The 25,561-nt window shown below is 47.7% G+C and carries 15 protein-coding genes; 9 read left to right on the top strand and 6 right to left on the bottom strand.

Going from position 1 to position 25,561, the window contains the following annotated elements:
- Positions 1-13: 13 nt before the first annotated feature.
- Together asnS and NG795_RS20325 are read right to left on the bottom strand one after the other, a co-directional pair.
- The gene (asnS, locus tag NG795_RS20330) at positions 14-1,405 is read right to left on the bottom strand and encodes an asparagine--tRNA ligase (RefSeq protein WP_367290469.1); all 1,392 of its coding nucleotides are present in this window, start codon (positions 1,403-1,405) and stop codon (positions 14-16) included.
- A gap of 75 nt (positions 1,406-1,480) precedes the next feature.
- Positions 1,481-1,936 (bottom strand): sll0565 family protein, encoded by a 456-nt coding sequence (locus NG795_RS20325; RefSeq protein ID WP_367290468.1) that lies wholly within the window; start codon positions 1,934-1,936, stop codon positions 1,481-1,483.
- 227 nt (positions 1,937-2,163) lie between these two features.
- Between NG795_RS20325 and NG795_RS20320 the strand changes: the two genes are divergently transcribed.
- Complete coding sequence (locus tag NG795_RS20320) at positions 2,164-2,457, top strand: DUF6439 family protein (protein WP_044196923.1); 294 nt, start codon at positions 2,164-2,166, stop codon at positions 2,455-2,457.
- Between the two features lie 101 nt (positions 2,458-2,558).
- Here NG795_RS20320 and NG795_RS20315 read toward each other — a convergent pair whose 3' ends face one another.
- From NG795_RS20315 to NG795_RS20305, 3 genes are all read right to left on the bottom strand, one after another.
- Positions 2,559-3,008 carry an ATP-binding protein gene (locus NG795_RS20315; protein ID WP_367290467.1) on the bottom strand — a complete coding sequence of 150 codons (450 nt, stop codon included), beginning with the start codon at positions 3,006-3,008 and terminating at the stop codon, positions 2,559-2,561.
- 877 nt (positions 3,009-3,885) lie between these two features.
- Positions 3,886-4,920, bottom strand: a complete 1,035-nt coding sequence (locus tag NG795_RS20310) for a bifunctional heptose 7-phosphate kinase/heptose 1-phosphate adenyltransferase (RefSeq protein WP_367290466.1) — start codon at positions 4,918-4,920, stop codon at positions 3,886-3,888.
- 230 nt (positions 4,921-5,150) lie between these two features.
- Complete coding sequence (locus NG795_RS20305; RefSeq protein WP_367290465.1) at positions 5,151-5,705, bottom strand: response regulator; 555 nt, start codon at positions 5,703-5,705, stop codon at positions 5,151-5,153.
- A 374-nt stretch (positions 5,706-6,079) separates the two neighbouring features.
- Here NG795_RS20305 and lipA point away from each other — a divergent pair, with 374 nt between their 5' ends.
- The 4 genes from lipA (at position 6,080) to NG795_RS20285 (ending at position 18,849) form a co-directional block, all read left to right on the top strand.
- Positions 6,080-6,991 (top strand): lipoyl synthase, encoded by a 912-nt coding sequence (gene lipA, locus NG795_RS20300; protein WP_367290464.1) that lies wholly within the window; start codon positions 6,080-6,082, stop codon positions 6,989-6,991.
- 167 nt (positions 6,992-7,158) lie between these two features.
- Positions 7,159-7,326 (top strand): hypothetical protein, encoded by a 168-nt coding sequence (locus tag NG795_RS20295; protein WP_367290463.1) that lies wholly within the window; start codon positions 7,159-7,161, stop codon positions 7,324-7,326.
- A 409-nt stretch (positions 7,327-7,735) separates the two neighbouring features.
- Positions 7,736-13,177 (top strand): AAA family ATPase, encoded by a 5,442-nt coding sequence (locus tag NG795_RS20290; RefSeq protein WP_367290462.1) that lies wholly within the window; start codon positions 7,736-7,738, stop codon positions 13,175-13,177.
- A gap of 332 nt (positions 13,178-13,509) precedes the next feature.
- Positions 13,510-18,849 carry an AAA family ATPase gene (locus tag NG795_RS20285; RefSeq protein WP_367290461.1) on the top strand — a complete coding sequence of 1,780 codons (5,340 nt, stop codon included), beginning with the start codon at positions 13,510-13,512 and terminating at the stop codon, positions 18,847-18,849.
- Between the two features lie 98 nt (positions 18,850-18,947).
- On the opposite strand, the gene NG795_RS20280 is transcribed toward NG795_RS20285, so the two are convergent.
- Positions 18,948-20,450 carry an alanine/glycine:cation symporter family protein gene (locus tag NG795_RS20280; protein ID WP_367290460.1) on the bottom strand — a complete coding sequence of 501 codons (1,503 nt, stop codon included), beginning with the start codon at positions 20,448-20,450 and terminating at the stop codon, positions 18,948-18,950.
- Positions 20,451-21,022: 572 nt separating this feature from the next.
- Between NG795_RS20280 and NG795_RS20275 the strand changes: the two genes are divergently transcribed.
- The 4 genes from NG795_RS20275 to NG795_RS20260 all read left to right on the top strand — a co-directional run bounded on the left by NG795_RS20275 (position 21,023) and on the right by NG795_RS20260 (position 25,523).
- Complete coding sequence (locus tag NG795_RS20275; RefSeq protein WP_367290459.1) at positions 21,023-21,994, top strand: SDR family oxidoreductase; 972 nt, start codon at positions 21,023-21,025, stop codon at positions 21,992-21,994.
- 225 nt (positions 21,995-22,219) lie between these two features.
- Positions 22,220-23,137, top strand: coding sequence for an NAD(+) kinase (locus NG795_RS20270; protein ID WP_367290458.1), 918 nt, complete (start codon positions 22,220-22,222; stop codon positions 23,135-23,137).
- A gap of 405 nt (positions 23,138-23,542) precedes the next feature.
- Complete coding sequence (hrcA, locus tag NG795_RS20265; protein ID WP_436836071.1) at positions 23,543-24,613, top strand: heat-inducible transcriptional repressor HrcA; 1,071 nt, start codon at positions 23,543-23,545, stop codon at positions 24,611-24,613.
- A gap of 37 nt (positions 24,614-24,650) precedes the next feature.
- On the top strand, positions 24,651-25,523 hold the full coding sequence (locus tag NG795_RS20260) for an isocitrate lyase/PEP mutase family protein (protein ID WP_367290457.1): 873 nt from the start codon (positions 24,651-24,653) through the stop codon (positions 25,521-25,523).
- The last annotated feature ends 38 nt before the right edge of the window (positions 25,524-25,561 follow it).

Genomic DNA, 25,561 nt, shown 5'->3' with positions numbered 1-25,561 from the left:
TTTTGTCCTTGCCTTAAAAATCGATGCTCAGGGGTGCACGGGGGAAAGGAATCACATCCCGGATGTTGCTCATCCCGGTCATAAATTGCACTAAGCGCTCGAATCCTAATCCGAACCCGGCATGAGGAACGCTCCCGTAGCGGCGTAAATCTAAATACCACCAATAATCCTCAATACTCAGTCCTTGCTGTTCCAACCTGCGTTGGAGAATATCCAGACGTTCTTCCCGTTGGGAACCGCCGATGATTTCACCAATTTTGGGGGCCAGAATATCCATTGCGGCGACTGTCTTGTTGTCATCATTCAGCCTCATGTAGAAGGCTTTGATTTCTACAGGATAATCCGTGACGATCGCCGTTTTTTTAAATAACTCTTCAGCCAGATAGCGTTCATGTTCCGATTGTAAATCTAGTCCCCACTCTACCGGAAACTCGAACTTTTTGTCCGCTTTTTTCAACAGAGCAACCGCTTCAGTATAAGTCACCCGCTCAAACTTATTGTTGATGATATTATTCGCCGTTTCTAGCACCGTTTTATCGATGCGATCGTTGAAAAATTCCATATCTTCCGGACATTTTTCCAACACAAACTTAAAGATATATTTTAAGAATGCCTCGGCTAAATCCATATCTCCGGTTAGGTCACAAAAGGCCATTTCTGGTTCCACCATCCAAAACTCAGCGAGGTGTCGGGAGGTGTTGGAATTTTCCGCCCGAAAGGTTGGACCAAAGGTATAAACATCGCTCAAAGCCATTGCCATGACTTCGGCTTCTAATTGACCGCTGACCGTTAGATAAGCCGGTTTGCCGAAAAAGTCTTTCCCATAGTCCACTTGATTGCTATTTTCTAACCGGGGAATGTCCTGGAGATTTAAACTGGTGACGGCTAACATTTCCCCCGCACCTTCACAATCACTGGCAGTCATGATTGGAGTATGAACCCAGAGAAACCCGCGTTCTTGGAAGAATTGGTGAATGGCAGTCGCGGCAGCGTTGCGGACGCGAAAGACGGCCCCAAAAGTGTTGGTGCGTCCGCGTAAATGTCCGATCGTCCTCAAAAACTCAAACGAGTGGCGCTTTTTCTGGAGGGGGTAGGTTTCCGGGTCGGATTCGCCATAGAGTTTCACCTCGGAGGCGTGGAGTTCGATCCGTTGTCCTTTGGCGGGAGACTCAACAAGAATGCCGGAGACTTCTAGGGATGCGCCGGTGTTGAGTTGTTTGAGAATTTCGGTGTATTGGGGTAAGTCAGGATTGAGAACGATTTGAAGGTTCGCCAGGGAGGAACCATCATTGACTTCAACAAAGGTAAATTCTTTTAATTCTCGTTTGGTGCGGACCCACCCCTGAATGGTTACGGATGTTTGGGGTTCGCCGGTTCGTAAAATTTCAACAATCCTTTGTTTCATTTTAGAGTTTTGCGTTTAGGTTGAGATTTTAATGATTTTAACGGAGGGACGGGGGTGAGGGTTGCGTTTTTGAGTTTAGCTGGCCCAGGCTCTTAATAACCAGCCGATGATGATGCCAATTCCACCAAAGCGAAGGGCTTGCCAAAAGGGTTCTCTGAGGGCGCTAAAGCTGAAGAGTTCGCTTTCTAAGTTGAGTTCGATCGCCTCTAGGGTGCCCTGGATTTGTTTTAACTCTTGTTTGAGTTCCGGCAGGAGGGAGGGGTGAGTGTTTTTGGCTTGACGAACCTGGCGACGGATGTCATCTCGTCGGTTTTGGAGTTCTCGTTGGCGCTGGCGATCGCGCTGGACTTGCGCGATCCGCTCTTTGAGGTGGTTGAGCGATCGCTCGGTGTCTTGGATCTGGTGCTCAATTTCTCCCAAAGGGTTGCTGTCAGATCCGGGGGGACCCTCACGATTTACGCCGCGATCGCTAGGCAATTCGCCCGATCGCTGAGAGTCTGAGGGGTCGGAGGGGTCGGAAGGTAATGTCATTCGGGACTGTTAGAAATAAAAATAGATAATTTTACAAGCTCACCGTGCAGGATGCCATAAATATGGTATGCTACTTCTACTCTTTTTCCATTCAAGATATCCTGCCCCTAAAATGGGGTGGAGTGATGCGCTCATCCATTCCTGACCGCGCATAAGAAATTCGCCCCCATTGAATTGATGGGATTTGTACAATGGCTAACCCAACTCCAACCCACGGCAACCGGACGATGGGTTTGCACAGTCCCCTTTCGGACAAGTTACAAGAGTTTAGCACCCTAGAACTCGCTCAGGCCCTCGCCGAACGCCTGACTTTAACAGAAACTGATTGGCATCGCCTGAAGTCTAACCGATCGGTTCGCGCGAAAGAACAGGCTGCTGCCGCTTTAGTGTTTTTGCTGAAGGAAAACCCCGAGGAAGCTTTATTACGGCTGCACCAAGCTGTGGGGTGGATTGACCGCTCGATTAGCGCTCCCCCCTGTCCGACTCATGGCGATCGCCCTTCTAAATCGTCTAGTCAATAGTCACTCCAGAAAAACCTCACAAGAGCTTGTTTCCCCAGATTGAGTCCCGTTTCAAGAATGATCCACCGGGGATTCCGGGATCCGGTGACCTAAGCGATCGCTTATCGAAGTTTAGGTAATCGTGAGGACTGATTAAATTGTTTACATAATTTGAGTTCTCGGCTGTTATTGTCCCAATTTACTTGATCAAAAATTTGGTGTAAAATAAAAAGCCCTCTGCCGCATTCTCCTTCATCATGGGGCAAATGTTCATCGGGCTGGATGTGACAAGGACAAGCACAGGCAAAGCCTTTTCCTTGATCGGAGATCGCCCACCAATATTCATCGGCGATCGCACTAAATCGAACCACAACGGTTTTTCGGGGGTCTAAATTGTTTCCATGCTTGGCAGCATTGACTAACGCTTCCTGAAGCCCGAGACGGATTTCAGCCTGCCATTGGCGCGGAATATCAACCAACAGCAGATCCAGAATGGGACACAAATAGAGCGTGGAAGCAAAGCTAATTGTGTTCCAGCTATGCTCTATTGGACGAGGTGAAATAGCAATCACAGAAAAAACCCCGCAGCTTTAGAAAAAATACATCAGTTGGTTAAGCAAGACCCTGTAGAATACCTGAACGCTCAGGCTGCACCCTTTACCTTGAATCGGTTGGAATCTTCTTGGACTCAAAGCGGCCCTCTTGATTGTTTCCTGGGCGATTCCCAGAGGGATTGCGCCGGTCAGGGGACTGTGAATCTCCATATTGCTAAAACCATGTTTGTGACCTGAATCACGAACTGCTTTTCACTTTTATTGTACCGAATTGCATTGAAAAAGCCACTATTTCACCGCTAGAAACTCTCCAAATCGTTAGCCTTATAAGGTTAAAGGGGAGAGGGATCGCCCCCCATCGTCCCGACGAATCCCGGGAAATCGGGAAGGGCCGAATGGGTTAGAACCCAGTCACTCTAGGCGATCCCCTTGTGGAGACGATCCGGCGAGCCGGAGTGCAGTCTGGGGTCAAGGGGAAACTCTAATAAAATAATAATATTTTTACATTTCTAAGCAAGCATCGGGGCGATCGGCCTAGAATTCTGAGCTTTCCCCTCTCCTGTGATTGGTTGTGCTTATGTCGGGAGCATGGGGAAATGGGTCCAATGTTTGTAGTAACGACTTCAGTCGTTGCTTTCGTGTCATGGCATCTGCCATGACACTTACCCTTCTGGGATTAAGCACCTGTTTGGGGAGATTAGGATTCATGTTTGTAGTAACGACTTCAGTCGTTGCTATCGTGTCATGGCAGATGCCATGACACTTACCCTTCTGGGATTAAGCACCTGTTTGGGGACTGGAGCGATCGCCTCTTTTGAGTGAGCGCGTGTCATGGCATCCGCCAAGTCACGCGGAAACGACTAAAGTCGTTACTACGAACAGGAACCCATCTCCCTTAAACCGTCTCCTCACTCAACAATAAGGCTAACGCCTCCTTCATTTCCCCTTGAGTGGTGGTGGCGGTGCCAAATTGCCGGACGACAATGCTGGCGGCCAAATTGCCGAGAACTGCCGCCTCCCAGTAGGAACCCCCGGCACAGAGTCCGAGGGTGAGTGCAGACACCACCGTATCCCCGGCACCTGTTACGTCAAACACATCGGTGCGATTGAACGGGGGGATGTGATGTTCCATCCCGGCCCGATCGCATAAGGTCATGCCTTCATCCCCTCGGGTAATCAGCATTTGTTGCGCCTGGGTGAGGGTCAGCAGGTCCCGGGAAGCTTGGGTGACAGATTGGGGCGTGGTAATTGAATATCCCACCGCTTGTTCCGCTTCTGGGACATTGGGGGTAAAGATGGTTGCACCGGCATAGCGATGGAGGTCAGTTTGAGCATCCACCACGGTTAGTCCATGTCCTAACGCCGCCTCAATCACTAGGGGAGTCAGGACCCCATCGCCATAGTCGGAACAGACAACGGCATCCACAGTGGGGAGTTGAGCACGGATATAGTCGGCGAGTTGTTGCTGTAAGTCTAAGCGGGGTAACTCATCGGATTTGCGATCGACCCGAACCACCTGCTGAGTCACCGACTGACGCGCATGGCCGGAAATCCGGGTTTTGGTGACCGTGGGCCGATCGCCATCGATGAAAATCCCCCCAATATCGATTCCTGCCGCTTCAAAAATGCGGCAGAGGGCTTTCCCTTGTTCATCTTGGCCGACTAAACCGGCGACTTTAACATTCGCTCCCATGAGGGCCAGATTGTAAACCGCATTGGCTCCCCCTCCGGGGACTTGGCGGGTGCTTTCATGGCGCAGAATTAAGACGGGGGCTTCTCGGGAAATACGCTCCACCTGACCCGTGAGAAATTCATCCAGGGTCAAATCGCCAATCACCAGGACTCGCGCTGTTGAAAAGCGGTCGATCAACTCTAGTGAGCGCCTTGCTCCTTCCCGGAGGCGATCGGCAAAGTGGGACTCTATAGCCATTTCAGTCAACTCTCTGTTAAACGTTCAGACATCAGAATTCTGGGGCATCGGGAGGAGATCGGCAATCTTGCGAGGGTCATTCACGGCGAGATCGCCCCTCCAAATCTGGATTTAGGGAGCCCTGGGGGACTCAACACCCCCTTCAACCCACACCGATTACCCGTCAAGGCCGACAGACACAAGACGGTGGGATTGAGGTGAGTTGTTGACGCGATCGGTGCGCCTGGGGACTACTTCAACTTTGTTTTGATTAAGGTCACCACTTGAGTCATCTGTTTCTTTAAGGCATTAATTTCAGCCTGCATTTTAGCCATTTGCTGCTTGAGGGCCTTAATTTCTGCCGCACTGGCATTGGAATCTGATGCCGTTGTGGGGGTGGGTGCAGCACCCGTCGGTGGCCATTTTTTGGCCTTCGCCATCGAAGTTTTAATCGCTTCAATCAGGGATTTCTTCTCAAACGGCTTCTCGATAAATTCAAAATACTCGAAGGGTTCAGCAATTTTTTCGGCGACTTCCTCCTTGCGTCCTGACATCAAGACCAGGGGAGTCATCTTCCCTTCGGTTTTGGACGTTTTTTCCAACTGTTGAAAGACCTCCCAACCGCTGACCTTGGGGAGGAGGAAGTCCAACATAATCAGGTTCGGGCGTTCGTCCCGGATCAGCTTGAGTCCTTGCTCGCCGTCTTTTGCTTCTAATACTTCAAAGTTACCGGCAGGCAGCATATCTCTGACCATGCGCCGGATCACTGCACTATCATCGATAACTAGGATCTTGTGACTTGCCACGACTGACTCCTCTGGGGGTGAGTGAAAGCTGTAATTCTAACAAGAGAGTTTTTTTGGATTAACGCTGTCCCGGGAATGCCTATGCACCCTCGCCCAAAGCGAACGGCGGGCCTAGCCGATCCCCAAACTGGCAGCTTTCTTGATTGTATTGGGCTTTGGGACAGGGTAGATCTATCTCTTGCCTCTTTTTGGATGAACCGAATCTATGTTAAACCCCATGATGATTGAAATTTCATCCCGGGAAGGTGTTTCGGGTTACGGATCAGGGGAGGGGTTGGAGTAGAATAAGGGCGCTGGCTGCAATCCCTGTCTGGGATGTCTCTGTATTTATCCCCGTTCCCCCGGTTAATGCGATGTCTGCTGAAACAAACGCTATGAATCTTAACTCTTCCACGCCCTTCCGGACTGACCTTGAGACGATGCCGGACTGGTTACGACGCCGAGGTATTGGCAAGGCGAGTGAGTTGTCCCAGGTGCAACGGATTATCAAGCAACGGCAGATCCATACGATTTGTGAAGAGGGCCGCTGTCCCAATCGCGGGGAATGTTATGGCAATCAGACGGCGACGTTTTTGTTGATGGGTCCGACTTGTACTCGCTCTTGTGGGTTTTGTCAGGTGGATAAGGGCCATGCGCCGATGCCGTTAGACCCCCAGGAACCGCAAAAGGTGGCGGAGGCGGTGCAGTTGTTGGGATTGCGGTATGTAGTGCTGACTTCGGTGGCGCGAGATGATTTAGCCGATGGGGGTGCCGGATGGTTTGTGGCGACGATGAAGGAAATTCGCGATCGCACTCCGGATACTCAGATAGAAGTGCTCACGGCAGATTTCTGGGGGGGACAGGGGGCGGAGTTGGCACAGTTGCAACGGGAGAGAATTGCAACCGTTGTGGCGGCGAAACCGGCTTGTTATAACCATAATATTGAGACGGTGCGCCGGTTACAAGGGCGGGTGCGTCGAGGGGCAAAGTTGGAGCGTTCTTTGGCGGTGTTGAAGGTAGTTAAGGAACTGGATGCAACGATTCCTACAAAATCGGGTTTGATGTTGGGACATGGGGAAACCCAGGAAGAGGTGATTGAGGCGATGGCAGAGTTGAGGGCGGTGGATTGCGATCGCCTGACTTTGGGACAGTATATGCGGCCCTCGTTAGACCATTTGCCGGTGCAGAAGTATTGGACACCGGAGGAGTTTGAGGAGTTAGGGACGATCGCCCGGGAGATGGGGTTTTCTCATGTGCGATCGGGTCCCCTGGTCCGCAGTTCCTATCATGCCGGGGAAGAGGGGTAAATTCGGCGATCGGTTCTGCTATAAATCAATCCCTTTTGTTGCTTCATTCCCCTCTACTAAAAGGGTGAAATGATGATAACAACTCCCCTCTTATTCGAGTTATCTAAAAGCCTCCATCGCCCTTCTATAGAAGAATTTTCGTTAACCAACCCGGAAAATCGGAAGCGGTGAAAATTCATGAGGGAATTGATGCCGAATCCCCGGAAATAAAAGTGCGAAAATTAGCCCGGTTAGAGCAATTTACGGAAGCATTATCTTTGTATTCTGCCAGGAAGTTTTTGGAGGGGGCGCAGTTCTGTGAGGTCGAGTTGGGCCCCCATTCCCAGAACAAATAAGTTATCCTAGAAAGCAGTTGCCTAGGTTCAAGGTGGCGACAAAATTAAACTCAAACTATCAATTCCATAGGGGTTCATGAGGGGCCTTGATTTTAAGGTTCCTGTTTGTTGATATTCCTCTTTTGAGTTGGATCAGTATCTGAATTGCCTCTCCCTGAGAGAAAGCGTAAGGGGTGACCCTAATTTCATTTTAGGGGTTTATTCATTTCAGTTCATTGCTTAATCTGCATCTACCTTAAGACTGATATTGAATACAGTTTTTTGCTTGGACCCACTGTACCCATAGGGGACGGCAGGTTCGGAATTGTACGTTGGCCCATTTTAGCCCCGTTGTGATGTTGATGGGGTTCGACTGGCGATCGCCCCGGCATTCCCTCAAATTTCATAGCGTTCTAGCGACCCTGTAATTATGCTGACTCTTCCTGGTGTTGCCGTTCAAGTGCAAATCTATGAAAGTTCTAACTCCCTCTTATATCGAGGGATTCGCGAACCCGATAATCAATCTATTATCCTCAAATTACTTAAAGAAAATTATCCCACACCTCAAGAACTGATTCGCTATCGCACAGAATATGAAATTACTAAATCTCTCAACGTGCCCGGAGTGGTTCAAGTTTATGATTTGCAAAAATATCAGAATCGCCTCGTCATGTTTATCGAGGATTTCGGCGGGGAATCTTTAAGCTATTGGATGCAGCATCGCCAATTTACCTTAGCCGAATTTCTGCAAATTGCGATCGCAACCACCGAGGCACTGGCCCAGATTCACGCGGCCAATATTATTCACAAAGATATTAACCCCAGTAATATTGTTTTTAACCCGACTACAGGACAGATTAAAATCATTGATTTCGGAATTTCTACCCAATTAACCCGGAAAAATACTGGACTCAACAATCCTAATAGTCTGGAAGGAACTCTCGCCTATTTATCTCCGGAACAAACGGGTCGAATGAATCGCTGTGTGGACTATCGCAGTGACTTTTATTCCTTAGGAGTTACCTTTTATGAACTGCTGACCCACCGCTTACCCTTTGAAAGTACCGACCCTTTAGAATTAATCCATTGTCATATTGCCAAACAGCCCATTCCCCCTCATCTGCGGGTTGAAAATTTTCATGCAGAAAGGAAATTTTTGGAAGGGGGAATCGAGAGTATTCCGCCAGTTCTCTCAGAAATTATCCTCAAATTGATGGCAAAAACCGGGGAAGAACGCTATCAAAATGCTTATGGATTAAAAGCAGATTTAGAATTCTGTTTACAGCAACTCCAGGAACCTGGCGGAATTTCTACTTTTCCAATTGCGCTTCAGGATATTTCTGACAAGTTTCAACTGCCTCAAAAACTCTATGGTAGAGAGGTTGAGATTAAAGCTTTAATTGAGGCTTTTGAACGCACCCGAAAACGAGGTCAATTGATGCTAATTGCGGGATATTCTGGGATTGGTAAATCTGCTTTGGTGCAAGAACTCTACAAACCGATTACCGCTCATCGGGGCTATTTTATTTCGGGCAAATTTGACCAATATCAGCGGAATATTCCCTATAGTGCTTTGGTGCGATCGCTACAGCAGTTAATCAAACACCTCTTAACCGAAAGCGAAGCTCAACTCAAGCAATGGCAGGAAAAACTCTTAACCGCTTTAGGGGTGAATGGTCAAGTGATTGTGGAAGTCATCCCAGAAATTGAATTAATCATTGGCAAACAACCCCCGGTCCCCACCCTCGGACCCAATGAGTCCCAAAACCGCTTTAATTTAGTGTTTCAAAAATTCATTAAAGTCTTTACAAAACCGGAACATCCGTTAGCCTTATTTATTGATGATTTACATTGGGCAGATGGGGCATCCTTGAACTTAATTCAACGACTGATAGCAGGGGCGGTCCCGGGACTATTTGTAATTGGTTCCTATCGAGATAATGAAGTCTCTCCCTGTCATCCCTTGGCGTTAATGGTGGATGAAATGACTAAAAATGGAGCGATTGTCGAGCGAATTTACCTGTCTCCCTTAGAGTTGCCGACGATTGCTCAACTGATTGCCGATACCCTGAAATCTACCCCAGCAGGAGTGATGGAACTGGCGGAGTTAGTCCAGTTTAAAACCGGGGGTAATCCCTTTTTCATGAATGAGTTTTTAAAGTCTCTTTATACCGAAGGACTGCTCCAGTTTAAAACCCAACTTTCTGAGAGTCTTGATACCCATTCTGACCTCCCTGATTCTCCTGAAACCCTAGGCCAGTTTAGGGTGGGATGGTGCTGGAATTTAGAGCAGATTAAGGCCCGAGATTTTACAGATAATGTGGTGGAACTGATGACGGGTAAGATTCAAAAGCTACCCGAAGCGACTCAATTATTAGTTAAATTAGCCGCTTGTATTGGCAATGAGTTTGACTTAAATCTCTTAGAATTAGTCAGTCAGCAATCGCTGAAAAAAACTGTAGAGGATTTAAACGCGGCGGTTGCGGAAAATTTAGTTAGGTCTCGGATGAATCAAGGGGATATCGACTTAATCCTGACCGAGGAGGATTATTCCTACTGTTATTTACCTCGGAAAGAATATCCTGCCCTAATTTATCAGTTCGTTCACGATCGCATTCAACAAGCGGCTTATTTTCTGATTCCCGACGCCGAACGCACTAAGGTACATCGCGATATTGGACAAATTCTTCTGGAAAATACTCCCCCCAGTCGCCGGGAAGAAAAAATCTTTGACATGGTAAATCAATTTAATTTTGCCCTGGAGTTAATCACCGAATCCGAGGAAAAATATAAATGGGCTGAATTAAATTTAAGGGCGGGGGAAAAAGCTAAACTGTCGGCAGCTTATCAACCCGCGTTGACTTATTTAAAAGTGGGCATAGATTTATTAGAACAGGACAGTTGGCATCAGCATTATTTTTTAACCTTATCTCTGTATGCAAAGGCAGCAGAAGTGGCTTATTTGAATACCGAGTTTGAGTTAATGGACCAAATGATTGAAACCGTTTTAAGTCATGCTCAAACGGTTTTAGACACCGTGGCCGTCTATGAAGTCAAAATCTTGGCTTATAATGCGCAGAGTCAATTTAATGAAGCGATCGCCATTGGATTAAAAGTCTTGAAACGCCTCGGGGTTAAACTCCCCAGTCATCCTCACAACGGCCATGTTTTATGGGGTTTGTTGCAAACAAAATTAGCCCTGGGATTTAAACCCATCCCCAGTTTAGTGGATCTACCCTTGATGACCGCTGCCTATCCCAAAGCTGCCATGAGTATCCTGGGAAAAATCACCTCTTCTGCCTATTTTGCCGCCCCTTTAATGTTCCCCCTGATTGTGTTTAAAAATGTCACGTTATCCATTAAATGGGGCAACAGTTCGGAATCCGCTTATGCCTATAGTAGTTATGGGGTCATTCTCTGTGGAGTCGTGGGACAATTGCAGACCGGATATCAATTTGGTCAACTCTGCCTCAAGGTTCTTTCTCAACTGAATGCCCGAGATGTGAAAGCCCGAACTGAATTTGTAGTAGGGGCTTTAATTCAGCATTGGATTGACCCCCTCAATTCCGTTTTAAAACCCCTGCTGAATGCCTATCAAATCGGTCTGGAAAACGGAGACTTGGAATATGCCGCTTATGCCGCTTGTCACTATTGTTATAATGCCTTTTTAAGCGGTCAAGAATTAGTCTCCTTGGAATCTCAAATGGCAACCTATGCTACCTGCATTCAGGAAATGGGACAGGTCCGGGTTTTAAACTTACAAGAAGTCTTTCATCAGGGAGTGCTTAACTTACTGGGAAAATCTCCGGATCCTTGCGCTTTAGAAGGAACTGCTTTTGATGAAGCAATCATGGTACCGGAACTAGAAAGTCGAAATGATCGGACGGCGATTTGTTACGTTTATTTTAATAAGTTAATCCTAAGTTATCTGTTTGGCAATTTAGAACAAGCGCTCATATCAGCTAATCTCTGCGAAGCTTATCTGGATGGGGTGACGGCCTCTCCCGTGGTGATTTATTTCTATTTTTATGATTCTCTGGTTCGGCTGGATATTGCGGCAAAATCAGACCCTTTATCTGGAAAAATGCTACTTCAAAAAGTGAGAAAAAACCAGAGAAAACTTAAAAAATGGGCGCGGATTGCCGGGATGAATAATGCTCATAAATTTGAATTGGTTGAGGCAGAACGGTATCGAGTCTTGGGCAAAAACCACCGGGCGATCGCCTGCTATGACTCCGCCCTGGAGTTGGCTCAAAAGCGGGATTGTCTCCCCGAAACTGCCCTGATTTATGAACGGGCGGCTAAATTTTATTTTGCCCAAGGAAAAGTATTAATTGCCCAAGCCTATTTACAGGAGGCTCACTATTTTTATAAACTCTGGGGAGCAGTGGCTAAGGTGAAGCAGTTAGAGAAATTATATGATAACTTACTCACCCCGGAAAATCGGAAAATTTCTGATCCCCAAAAAACGATATCGGCTAGTGCAGCCGATTTACTCGCTCATCTGGATATATCAACGATGATGAAAGCATCCCAGGCGATTTATGGGGAAATTGTCCTAGAGAAATTGCTCTCTAGTTTAATGAAGATTGCGATTGAAAATGCGGGGGCACAACGGGGTTGTTTGATTTTATCCCATCAGGGACAATTGAGGATAGAAGCAGAGGGAACAATTGATGGCGATCGCATCACGGTCTTGCAATCCATTCCCCTGACTGAATCGGACCGGGTTTCGGTTGCCATTGTGAATTATGTGGCCCGAACTCAAGAAGCCATTGTCTTAAATAATGCCACCCAAGACGGTGATTTTACCACTGATTCCTATATTCAAAAAAATCAGACCCAATCTATCCTCTGTGTTCCCCTGATTGATGGCGGCAAGCTGGTTAGCATTGTTTATTTAGAAAATAATCGCACCACCGGGGCATTTATACCTGAACGGGTGGAAATTTTAAAACTGCTTTCGGGACAAGCGGCCATTTCTATTCAAAATGCCAAACTCTATTCCGAGGTGCGAAATAATGAAAAGCATTTAGCCCAATTAAATCAAGCTTATGAACGATTTGTTCCTCGGCAGTTTCTCCAGGTTTTAAATAAAGAGAGTATTGTAGATGTGGTATTGGGGGATCAAGTTCAGGTGGAAATGTCGGTGCTATTTTCCGATATTCGTGACTTTACGACCCTGAGTGAAAGTATGACCCCGGAAGAGAACTTTAAATTTATTAACTCCTATTTATCTCGAATGGAACCCGCCATCGCTGAACATTCGGGGTTTATTGATAAATATATTGGGGATTCCATTATGGCCCTGTTTAGCGGAGAAGCGGATAATGCGGTCAAAGCGGGAATTTCTATGTTGCATCGCCTGTTTGAGTACAATCAGCATCGGGTGAGTTGGGGTTTTGCCCCGATTAAAAATGGAATTGGGATTAATACCGGGTCCTTAATGTTGGGAACCGTAGGAGGACAAAATCGTATGGATAGTACGGTGATTAGCGATGCGGTAAATTTAGCTTCCCGGGTGGAAGGATTGACCAAAAATTATGGTGTGGCGCTGTTAATTACGGAGCAAACTTATTCACGGTTAACCCATCGCGATCGCTATGCCATTCGCCGGATTGATCGGGTCAAAGTGAAAGGAAAATCGGAAGAGGTGACGGTATATGAAGTGTTTGATGCGGACTCCCCAGAAATCAAAGCGGGAAAGTTAGCCACCTTAGACCGATTTACTGAAGCATTATCCCTATTTGATGAGGAAGATTTTCTCGGATCAGCCCGTTTATTGGCCTATTGCCTACATCAAAATCCCGGCGATCAGGTGGCGCATATCTATTTCGATCTCTGTCAAAAGCGGTTTAGTGGATTACGCTAACCTCTGACGTTTTTTTGCCTCTCCCTGGCGGGTTCGCTTTGGCGCGATCGCCCGACCAATCCTTAGAGGGATCTGCCCTCGGAACCCGTGGCTACAGTATCAGTTTTATCGAACCAAAAATGGCTTTTGTCCCTAATTGGCTGCTAATTGGGAAAAATTTTGTAGAAAATCTGGTTTTTAATCCTGGATCCCCAGAAACCCGAGAAAAAACTGGCCTTTTTCCCATCTGCCGATTAAGTTAAACTTAAATTATCCATTCCTTCGAGGGCGGTGCTTGAGTGCCCGTCCGAGATCTCCTAAAACTTGATGGTTTCCCAACCCCTATTCTAATTATGCTGACTCTTTCTGGCGTTACCATTCACGCTCAAATCTATGAAAGTGCCAACTCGATTGTCTATCGCGGCATCCGGGATGCAGATTCTCAACCGATTATCCTGAAAGTCCTGCAAGAAAATTATCCCACCCCCCAAGAACTGGCCCGCTATCGCACGGAATATCAGATTACTCAATCCCTGAATGTGCCCGGGGTAGTGAAGGTTTATGACTTGCAGAAATATCAAAATACCCTCGTCATGTTTGTGGAGGACTTTGGAGGCGAATCCCTAAAACATTGGCTGAGTGAACGCAGCTTTGATTTGGAGGAGTTTCTGCATCTAGCTATTGCCATCACTGAAGCATTAGGGCAAATTCACTCGGCGAATATTATCCACAAAGATATTAACCCGAGCAATATTGTTTTTAATCCCAGCACTGGACAAGTCAAAATCATCGATTTTGGCATTTCCACTCAACTGACCCGAGAAAATACCACCCTCAAAAATCCCAATATCCTAGAAGGCACTCTCGCCTATCTCTCCCCGGAACAAACCGGGCGAATGAACCGCTGTATTGACTACCGCAGTGACTTTTATTCCCTGGGAGTGACCTTTTATGAATTGCTCACCCACCGACTGCCTTTTGAAAGCACCGACCCCCTGGAATTAGTCCATTGTCATATCGCCAAACAGTCGATTCCTGCTACTCATATTAATGCCGACATTCCCCCAGTCCTTTCGGATATAATCCTCAAACTGATGGCAAAAACGGCGGAAGACCGCTATCAGAATGCTTATGGATTAAAAGCAGATTTAGAAGAATGTCTGGGTCAATATCATGCCAATAGTAGTCTATTGAATTTCCCTCTAGGTCGTCACGATGTTTCATATAAATTCCAACTGCCCCAAAAGCTCTATGGCCGAGAGTCAGAAATCCAGAGTTTATTATCAGCTTTTGCACAGAGCAGCATTCAAAGTCAACTGATGCTGATTGGAGGATATTCCGGCATTGGTAAATCGGCCTTAGTCCAAGAACTTTATAAACCGATTACGGAGAAACGGGGTTATTTTATTTCAGGTAAATTTGACCAATACCAGCGAAATATTCCCTATAGTGCTATTGTTAGTGCCTTTCAAGGGTTAGTTAAACAACTGCTGACTGAAAGTGAAGACCACCTCAATCATTGGCGGGAAAATCTGTTAGCCGCAGTGGGAGTCAATGGACAAGTGATTGTAGAGGTGATTCCGGAAATTGAATTAATTATTGGTCAACAGCCGAAGGTTCCTGAACTTGGACCAAACGAGTCCCAAAATCGCTTTAATTTGGTGTTTCAGAATTTTATCAAAGTCTTTACCCAACCGGAACATCCCTTAGCCTTATTTATTGATGATTTGCAATGGGCAGATGGAGCCTCTTTAAAGCTGATGCAATTGTTAATGGCGGGGCGATCGCCCGGATTATTTTTAATCGGCGCTTATCGAGATAACGAAGTTTCCGCCGCCCATCCCCTGATGTTAACCTTAGATGAAATTGCCAAAACCGGGGCGATCGTTCAGCGCATTGCTCTGGCCCCCTTGGACTTAGAAACCATCGCCCAGTTGATTGGAGATACCCTCAACTGTGACCTAAAAACGATCAATGCTCTCGCCGAGTTAATCCAAGTCAAAACGGGCGGCAATCCCTTTTTCATGAATGAATTTCTCAAATCTCTTTATACCGAAGGATTGTTAGCGTTTGAGGTTAATACTCTAAGTTGGCAGTGGGATTTAGAGCAAATTCAAGCCCAGGGTTTTACAGATAATGTGGTGGAATTGATGGTGGGTAAAATCCAAAAGCTGCCAGAAGAGACCCAAGAAATTTTAAAAATTGCCGCTTGCATTGGGAATGAGTTTAATTTAGAAAATGTGGGGTTAATCCTTAACCAAACTTCAGCAGACATGGCCCCCCATCTCTATCCAGCGGTTGCCGAGAATTTATTGAATCCTTTAGGCAATATGGGAGATGTCGCCTTAGTGGTAGCGGAGGCAGAATTTTTGTCCCTGGACTTCCCCAGTAACTCGCTTCAATCTTTACCTTACAAATTTGTTCATGACCGGGTTCAGCAAGCGGCCTATTTTTTGATTGAAGACTCGCAAAAAGCAGGGTTTCATCAAAAGATTGGCCAAATCTTGCTGGAAAATACTCCGGAGGATAAGCGAGAAGAGAAAATCTTTGATATCGTCAATCAACTTAATTTGGGCAGTTCGTTAATTGCGGAGCATTCCGCCGAACCCCACCTGGCTCAATTAAACCTGATTGCCGGAAAAAAAGCGAAACTATCCACGGCCTATCAGCCTGCTTTGAATTATTTGCATATAGGGATAGAACAATTACCCCCGCATAGCTGGCAGGAGCAGTACCCTCTCACCCTTTCCCTGTACGAGGAAGCTGCGGAAGTTGCCTATCTCAATGCCGACTTTGCCCTGATGGAGGAATTTGTAGCCACGGTTTTATCCCAAGCTCAAACGGTGCTTGATAAAGTAAAAGTTTATGAAGTCAAAATCTTGGCCTATAACGCTCAAAACCTCTTGGAAGATGCGATCGCCATTGGCTTAGAAGCGCTGAATTTGCTGGGAATCAAGTTGCCTAACCAAGCGAGTAAACTCGATGTTTTGCGGGGACTACTGGCAACCAAATTGACCATCGGACGCCGAGCGATCGCCAGCTTTATTGACCTGCCAACTATGACGGATCCTTCTTCTCAAGCCACAATGCGGATCCTGGCTAAAATTTCATCTACTGCTTACTTTGCTGCGCCTTTGCTACTGCCCCTGATTGTGTTTAAACAGGTCAGCTTATCCCTCAAGTGGGGCAATACGTCAGAATCGGCTTATGCCTATAGTCTTTATGGATTGATTCTCTGTAGTATTGTGGAGGATTTTCAAGGGGGTTCTCAATTAGGCCAACTCGCCCTTCAATTAGTCTACAAACTGAATGCGCGAGAAGTTGAAGCCCGAACTCAGTCCATCATTTATAGTTTTCTTCACCACTGGATAAAGCCGGTAAAAGAAGCATTGAACCCCCTGCGGCAAGCTTATGCAGTAGGGTTGGAAACGGGAGATTTGGAATTTGCGACCTATTGCGCTCTCGAATACTGTAGCTATGCCTTCCTGAGTGGGTCTGAATTGGTACAACTGGAATCAGAAATGGCCACCTATACTCAGATCATGGAGCAAATGAGGCAAGAAAAAGCCCTGGCTATGCAATCGGTATTCCATCAAACTGTTCTCAACTTACTCGACGAGCGAGAAAATCCTTGTCATTTAATCGGAACGGCTTTTGATGAACAGGTGAGGTTGCCCATCCTCCAGAGTTTGAAAGATCGGACTACAATTTTATTGATATACATCAATAAATTAATCCTGGGCGTTCTGTTTGGGGAGGGCCATCAGGCGATCGCCAATGCCAACCTAGCACAAGAATATATCGATTCCGGTTCCGCCTCCCTGTTCCTCTCTCACTTTTATTTTTATGATTCCCTCGCGCATTTATTGGGGGCAACCGATGCTTCCCCACCTCAGCAAAAAGCCATACTCCGCAAGGTATCCCGCAACCAGAAAAAATTCAAAAAATGGATGCAGTATGCTCCCCAAAATAATTCCCAGAAATATTGGCTGGTGGAAGCGGAACGCTGTCGGGTGCAAGGCCAAGATGCCAAGGCAATGGAGTATTATGACAAAGCCATTAAACTCGCTCAAGACAATGAATATCTCCACGAAGTGGCGATCGCCTATGAACTCGCGGGCAAATTTTATCTCTCTAAAGGGAAAGAATTGACCGCTAAAGGCTATATCCAGGAAGCTCGCTACAGTTATCAACTCTGGGGTGCAACGGCAAAAGTTAAGGATTTAGAGACGCGATATAGCCAGTTTTTCACCATCCGGGAACGGGGGACCACCAACAGTCCAGCGACTTCAGGTGTAACGAGCACAGGTTCTAATCATAACCTCGATATTGCCACAGTGATGAAAGCCTCTCAGGCGATTTCCGGGGAAGTTCTGCTGGAAAAATTACTCTCTAGCTTGATGAAAATTCTCATCGAAAATGCGGGAGCACAACGGGGCTATTTAATTCTATCCATTCAGGGCCAATTGCTCATTGAAGCGGAAGGAGAAATCGAGGATAACCGAATCACCGTGTTGCAATCCATTCCCATTTCCACCTCTCAAACCCTTTCCGAATCCATTGTCAATTATGTAGCCAGAACTCAAGAAACCGTGGTCTTAAATGATGCCACGCGCAGCGGCAATTTTACCAGTGATGCTTATATCCAACAGGCTCAACCGAAGTCAATTCTATGCGTACCCCTGATTGATAGAGGTAAACTCGTTAGCATTGTTTATTTGGAGAACAATAGCACCACGGGAGCCTTTACCCCGGAACGAGTGGAAGTGTTACAGTTGTTATCAGGGCAGGTGGCAATTTCCATTGAAAATGCCCGCTTGTATCAAACCTTGGAAGAGAAAGTCAAGGACCGAACTGCCCAATTAGCGAATGCCAATGCAGAAATTACGATTTTGAATGAGCGGTTAAAAGCCGAAAATATCCGCATGGGGGCAGAACTGGATGTGACCCAGCGATTGCAAAAAATGCTGTTGCCGAACCAGTCGGAACTGGATGCGATTGAGGGATTAGACATTGCTGGATTTATGGAACCCGCAGATGAAGTGGGGGGAGATTATTATGATGTCCTCAAAAGTGGCGATTCCCCTGACGGCGATAGCTCCGCTTCACGCATCAAAATCGCGATCGGGGATGTGACGGGACATGGGTTGCAAAGTGGGGTGGTGATGATGATGGCCCAAACTGCGGTCCGGACGTTACTGGAAGGGGAGTTTACGGACCCGGTGCAATTTTTAAATATCATCAACCGCACGATTTATAAAAACGTGCAGCGCATGAATTCTGATAAAAATATGACCCTTGCTCTGCTGGATTATTATCAAGGGAAATTAACCTTCAGTGGGCAGCATGAAGAGGCGATCGTCATGCGTTCTGATGGAACCGTAGAGTGTATTGATACCTTTGATTTAGGATTTCCGATTGGCCTCATCCCTGAGATTTCTAATTTTGTCAGTACGAGAGAAATTCAGTTAAATTCCGGGGATGTGGTGGTGTTATACACCGATGGAATTACGGAGGCGGTGGATAGCAATTGGGTTCAGTATGGTTTGGAACCCATGATTGCATCAATTCGGCATCATTTACAAGGCAACGCGAGGGAGATTTGTCAAGGGGTGATTGAGGATGTCCGGCGACATATTGGCGGGCAGAAGATTTATGACGATCTCACCTTAATTGTTCTCAAACAGAAGTAAAGGCGCGATCAAGGGTCTGGTGTGGGGCTGGGTAGAGGATGAGTCGAGCAATCAAGGTTAAACCTCACCCCAGCCCGATTAAGAAGTCAGATACAAGACTACTTGTAAACTGGCATTTCTCCACTGTTGAGACGGAGCATATAATTGTCGAGATCCGCCCGAACTTTGTCCGCCAGGAGGAACCCGCCCAACATATTGGGAAAGGCCATTGCAAAGAACATCATATCGGAGAAATCGAGGATAGCACCGAGGTTAATGACGGTTCCGAGGAAGACGCAAACGACATAAATGATGCGGTAGACAATCATGCTGCTTTCGCCAAACAAGTAGGTCCAGGCACGTTCACCGTAGTAACTCCAGGAAATCATGGTGGAGAAGGCAAACAGGAAGACCGCCAAAGTGAGGACGGCGGGGAACCAACTGATCACTGAAGCAAATGCGGCAGCGGTGGTTTCTACCCCAGGCGCAGTGTTGGGGTTGGCATATTCTCCGGTGATAATCACGACTAAGGCGGTCATGTTACAGATAATGACCGTATCGATAAAGGGTTCGAGGAGGGCAACAATGCCTTCGCGGACGGGTTCTTCAGTTCGGGCGGCAGCATGGGCGATCGCCGCTGAACCCACCCCTGCTTCATTAGAGAATGCCGATCGCCGGAACCCTTGGACCAATACGCCAATAAAGCCGCCATAAGCCGCTTGGGGGACAAAAGCTTCGGTAAAAATTTGGGTAAAAGCGGTTGGAAGCTGGGGTAGATTCATCAGAATAATCCACAAAGACGCAGCAACGTAAATGGTACACATGGCCGGGACGAGTGCACCGGCGACGTTCCCGATCCGGCGAATCCCACCGATAATCACCAGGGAAACCAGGAAGGCGAGGACCAGTCCGTACAGCCAGTTGGGTAGGGTCGGAAATAAACCGGAAAGGGCGGCAAAGGATTGGTTCGCTTGGAACATATTGCCCCCACCGAAGGCGGCCCCAATACAGAGGATGGCAAACAAACTCGCCATAATATTGCCCAATTGACCCATGCCTTTTTCGGCTAAACCCCGAGAGAGATAGTACATGGGGCCACCGGCAATCCGACCATCGGGCAAGACAACGCGGTATTTTTGGGCGAGGGTGCATTCGACAAACTTGCTCGTCATGCCGAATAAGGCAGCAACGGTCATCCAGAACATGGCCCCGGGTCCCCCCACGGAAACGGCGATCGCCACCCCGGCAATATTTCCGAGTCCCACCGTGGCCGATAGGGCCGCAGCTAGGGCTTGGAAATGGCTGACTTCTCCGGTTTCGCCAGGGTCGTCATAGTGACCTTGAATCACAAAAAAGGCGTGTTTCAAGGCGCGGAAGTTGATAAAGCCCATGCGAATGGTGAAATAAACCGCCCCGCTAATCAACCATAAGACAATCAGAGGGATGCCCAACCCAAAATCAAAAAACAGGACGGCAGACATCCAGTTCACCAGTTGAGTGAAGACGGCATCCAGGGTGGGGAGGAAGCCAGTGGGTGCAGCCTCTTGAGCTTCTTGGGCGACTGCGGCGATCGGCAGGGCCAGTAGAAATAGGATGATGAGTGAAATCCAGCGTTTCTTCATAAGTGCAGTCAGTTAGAGGGAATGGGACAGGGAATGGGCGTCTTCAAGAGGTGACTATACTGCTCTTGGCGGGTCAAGCTGGGCTTAGCGATAAAAATTCCGCCTTGTTATCGTTCAATCTGTAACCAATCTGCGTAGTTTTGTCAAGAAACTGGGGGTGGATTCGGGTTTCGGTTTGGGACCCTAGAACGCGGATACCGGATTAAATCCTAATTCTGTCAAGGTCGTTGCATTAATTAAGATGACGGGGGTGAAGGAGTCCCTACGAACGGTTTGTAGTCACCCCTTTAGGGGTTGCATCAAGTTCGAGGGTTTTGCTGATCTGTTTTTAGGTGGGTTTTTAGGTGGGTTTAATTGAACCAAGACAAGGATGAGGGCGGACTATCCAAGCTGGGATGCTCCCTGGAGATGGCTCCATTTTTAGGCCATTAGGAACCCGACTGCCCTCGATTCTTTAAGTTTTTTAGCGCAATGGGTCAAAATTGTTCAGATTTGTAACGAATTTCCCAAAGAAATCTCAGGAATCTCTGATAAAATTTCATAAAAGTTAAAATTTCGTCAAACAATCCTGGATGAGCTTATTGGTTGTCGGTGCCACTGGTACCCTAGGCAGACAGGTTGCCCGTCGCGCCTTAGACGAGGGATACCAGGTACGTTGTTTAGTACGCAGCTTCAAAAGAGCGGCCTTTTTAAAAGAATGGGGCGCGGAGTTGGTCCGTGCAGACTTATGTGATCCAGAAACCTTGCCCGTTGCCCTAGAAGGGGTAACGGCGATTATTGATGCAGCGACGAATCGTCCAACGGATTCTTTAAGCATCAAACAAGTAGACTGGGAAGGTAAGGTGGCACTCATTCAAGCCGCTAAAAAAGCCGGGGTCGAACGGTATATCTTCTTTTCTATTCTGGATGCGGACCAGTATCCAGAAGTCCCCTTAATGGAAATCAAACGCTGTACAGAAGTCTATTTAGCTGAATCGGGATTAGATTACACCATCCTGCAATTAGCGGGCTTCATGCAAGGGTTGATTTCTCAATACGCCATCCCCATTTTGGACAATCAATCCGTGTGGGTGACTAACCAGACTGCTCCGATCGCCTATATGGATACCCAGGACATTGCTAAATTTGCAGTGCGGGCCTTGTCGGTCCCTGAAACCTCCAAGTCTGTTTTTCCCGTGGTGGGAACTCGTCCTTGGACTCCCCAGGAAATTATCGACCAGTGCGAACGACTCTCTGGGGAAAAAGCCAAGGTAACCCGAATGCCGTTGGGTGTCCTGCGGGCATTTCGCCGGGTGGTGCGATTTTTCCAATGGGGTTGGAATGTAGCCGATCGCTTGGCATTTGCTGAAGTGCTCGCCTCAGAGAAACCCCTAACTGCCAATATGGATGAGGTGTATCCCGTCTTTGGATTAGACCCCAAGGACACGACCACCTTAGAATCCTACCTCAGAGAGTATTTCAGCCGAATTTTAAAGAAGTTGAAAGAATTAGATTACGAACAGAGCAAAACCAAGAAGCAGTCCAAACGCCGAGTCCCATTTTAACCCCAGGGACCGGGTGGGAGCAGTCCCGGGAAGTCGCCTATCCGAGGCGATCGCCTAAAGGGTCTTGACAAATGGCATGGCTTTGTTCAGACTCTAGTTTCACAGGGCTATTTGGCATCCCTGATGCCACCGATCCGCCCAAGACGCATTTGCGGTGATTTACCAAGAATGTGACAACATCCCTAACTCTGGCAATCAATTAACCACTAGCAGGACTTGAGCGCGGTGCCGAAAGCTGGCATTATTTACAACGATATTAAACCCGTAGCTTGTCGTGCTGCCGAAGAATGGAGAGACAAGCTAATTGGGTTGGGTTGGGAAGTTGCTCTCGCCACCGGCATGGGGGGCATTCTGGGCTATTCTGACCTAGATAAGCCCGTCTGTCATACCACGGTTGAACAGCTCACCCCTCCTGGATTTAACGCTGAAATGTCTTTCGCGGTGGTATTGGGAGGCGATGGCACTGTGCTGTCCGCATTTCGGCAGGTGGCAAGCTGCGGCATTCCCTTGTTAACGGTCAATACGGGCCACATGGGGTTTCTGACGGAAACCTACCTCAACCAACTTCCCGAAGCGATCGAACAGGTGTTAGCGGGGGACTATCAAATCGAAGAACGGACTATGGTCACGGTGCAGGCCATCCGAGATGATATTGTCGTCTGGGAGGCGCTTTGCCTAAATGAAATGGTCCTCCACCGGGAACCCCTCACCTGTATGTGTCATTTTGAAATTCAAGTGGGACGTCATGCGCCGGTGGATATTGCCGCCGATGGGGTGATTATTTCGACCCCCACGGGTTCGACGGCTTATGGTCTCTCCGCTGGGGGTCCGGTGATTACCCCAGATGTCCCGGTGTTGCAACTGGTGCCGATTTGTCCCCATTCTCTCGCGTCTCGGGCTTTGGTGTTTGCCAATAGTGAACCTGTGACGATTTTTCCGGCGAATACCAATCGTTTGGTGATGGTGGTGGATGGGAATGCAGGGTGCTATGTACTGCCCGAGGACCAGGTGCGAGTCCAGCGATCGCCCTACTCGGCGAAATTTATCCGGGTCAATCCCCCGGAATTTTTCCATGTTCTGAGAGAAAAACTGGGCTGGGGTCTGCCTCACATTGCTAAACCCACTTCCGTAGAACTGCCTTAATCCCGAGGCACTCCGGTGCAGTCTCCACCCAGTCCCTGGGGCGATCGCACTTGAACCTCCTGGGATAGGGCAACTACTGCTCTATACTAACCGCCACCCTCCCCCTGGGGGACCCGTTCATTCCAGGGTCCCTAACCCCCACCCCGTACCTTTTTAAACTAAAATAGAATCTAAATCGGATGGAAATCCGTCAAAAAAGAGCGTGAACCTTCTCCCAACCTGTAACGACAGCAGCAGAATTTCCGGGGAAATGTCGCTATATTCTACCTAGTCCGGATTCCTCTGACGGCTCCCAACAATGGGCGCAGTTCAAGCTATTGCTGATTTCGTGACTCCCTTTTCAATTGATATCCGCTCAGTTTTTAAACCCGATTACATTTGGCTTTGGCTCCCATATTTGTGCAAATGAACCTTAACGAAAGACAACAATATGTTTTATGGGCGACTGTCCGGCACTATATCGCCACTGCCGAACCTGTAGGCTCTAAAACCTTAGTGGATGAATATAATTTAAGTGTTAGTCCCGCCACCATTCGCAATGCAATGGGGTGGTTAGAAAAAGCGGGATTACTTTATCAACCCCATACTTCTGCCGGACGGATTCCCTCGGATTCTGGCTATCGAATTTATGTGGATAAGCTAATTAAACCGGACGATGGCATCTCCCGCCAAGTGGAACAGGCCCTGAGCGATCGCCTGAAGTTGGAAAATTGGGCCTTTGAAGCCGTGCTCCGAGGGGCTTCTCAAATCTTGGCGGCCCTCAGCGGATATATTGCCTTAATTACAATGCCTCAGACTCACACCGCTTGTCTGAGGCATTTGCAGTTAATCCAGATTGAACCGCGCAAAATCATGATTGTGGTGGTGATTGATAACTATCAAACCCAATCTGCCGTCATGGAACTTCCCGAGTCCCCAGAGGACTCCCTCGCTGATGCGGAAGTGGTCGATCGCGAGTTGCAAATCCTCTCTAATTTCCTCAACAATCATCTACGCGGACAAACCCTCGCCCAATTATCCGCCCTAGATTGGAGTGAATTAGGCCGCGAATTTGAGCAGTATGCGGAAGTTTTGAGTCATTGGTTACAGGATTTAGCTGTCCGTGCTCAAACCCCGGGCAAAACTCAAATTTTGATTAGTGGGGTTTCGGAAGTATTGAGACAACCGGAATTTTGTGAACTGACCCAAGTCCAGACCCTGATTCAACTCTTGGAAGAAGAACAGGACCAACTCCTCCCCCTGATTTTTGAACCGCCTGCACCGGAAGGGTCCGGACGGCGAGTGCAAGTGCGAATTGGGGCAGAAAATCCCCTAGAACCGATTAGAACCTGTACCCTGGTTTCGGCAACCTATCATCGGGGAACGGTGCCGGTGGGGAGTGTGGGGGTTCTGGGACCGACGCGGATGGTTTATGAAAATGCGATCGCGATCGTAGAGGCAGCAGCGGATTATTTATCTGAGGCACTCAGCGTCTAAAATAGGGTTCATGTTGCTTGCGATCGGCTCTCGAATCATGAACTCAACTCACACCCTCCGCCAACTCCTCAATAACCCTGGAATGCTAGTCGTTCCGGGGATTTATGATTGTATCAGCGCCCAACTCGCCGAACGCGCCGGGTTTGAAATGGTCTTCACCAGTGGATTCGGCATCTCCGCCTCCACCCTGGGGCGTCCCGATTATGGCTTCCTCACTGCCACGGAAATGCTATACAGTGTAGGCCGGATTGCACAATCTGTCACAATTCCTGTGGTTGCCGATATCGATACCGGCTATGGTAACCCCCTGAATGTCATCCGAACTGTCACCGATGCCGTGCAACAGGGGATTGCTGGCGTGATTTTAGAAGACCAGGAATGGCCCAAAAAGTGCGGTCACTTCCAAGGAAAACGGGTGATTCCCGCAGAAGAACATATCCAAAAGATTCGCGCCGCAGTCCAGGCCCGAGGTGAGAGTGGATTGGTGATTGTCGGGCGCACCGATGCCAGAGCACCGTTAGGCTTACCCGAAGCCATTCGCCGGGGTCGCGCCTATTATGAAGCCGGTGCGGATATTGTATTTATAGAAGCGCCGCAGTCGGTCCAAGAGTTACAGGAAATTGCCACAGCCTTTCCGGATGTGCCGTTGTTTGCCAATGCCATAGAAGGCGGAAAAACGCCGGTGTTATCGGCACAGGAGTTAGAGGCATTGGGGTATAAAATTGCGGTGTATGCGTTGTCGGGATTGTTTGCAGCAACGAAGGCGATCGAGGACTGTTTCCAATATTTAAGACAACATCAGACTACGACAGGGTTTGATAATTTAGTGGATTTTCAGCAATTTGAAACTATCATGGATGTACCCAAATATCGAGAATTAGAACAAAAATTTTCGCAATTTAACGAATAACTAAAAAAAAAATCAATATTTTTGTGTTGTTTCGGGAG

Source organism: Laspinema palackyanum D2c, from assembly GCF_025370875.1.
Lineage (GTDB): Bacteria > Cyanobacteriota > Cyanobacteriia > Cyanobacteriales > Laspinemataceae > Laspinema > Laspinema palackyanum.
This window is presented reverse-complemented; position numbering and strand designations above follow the sequence as displayed.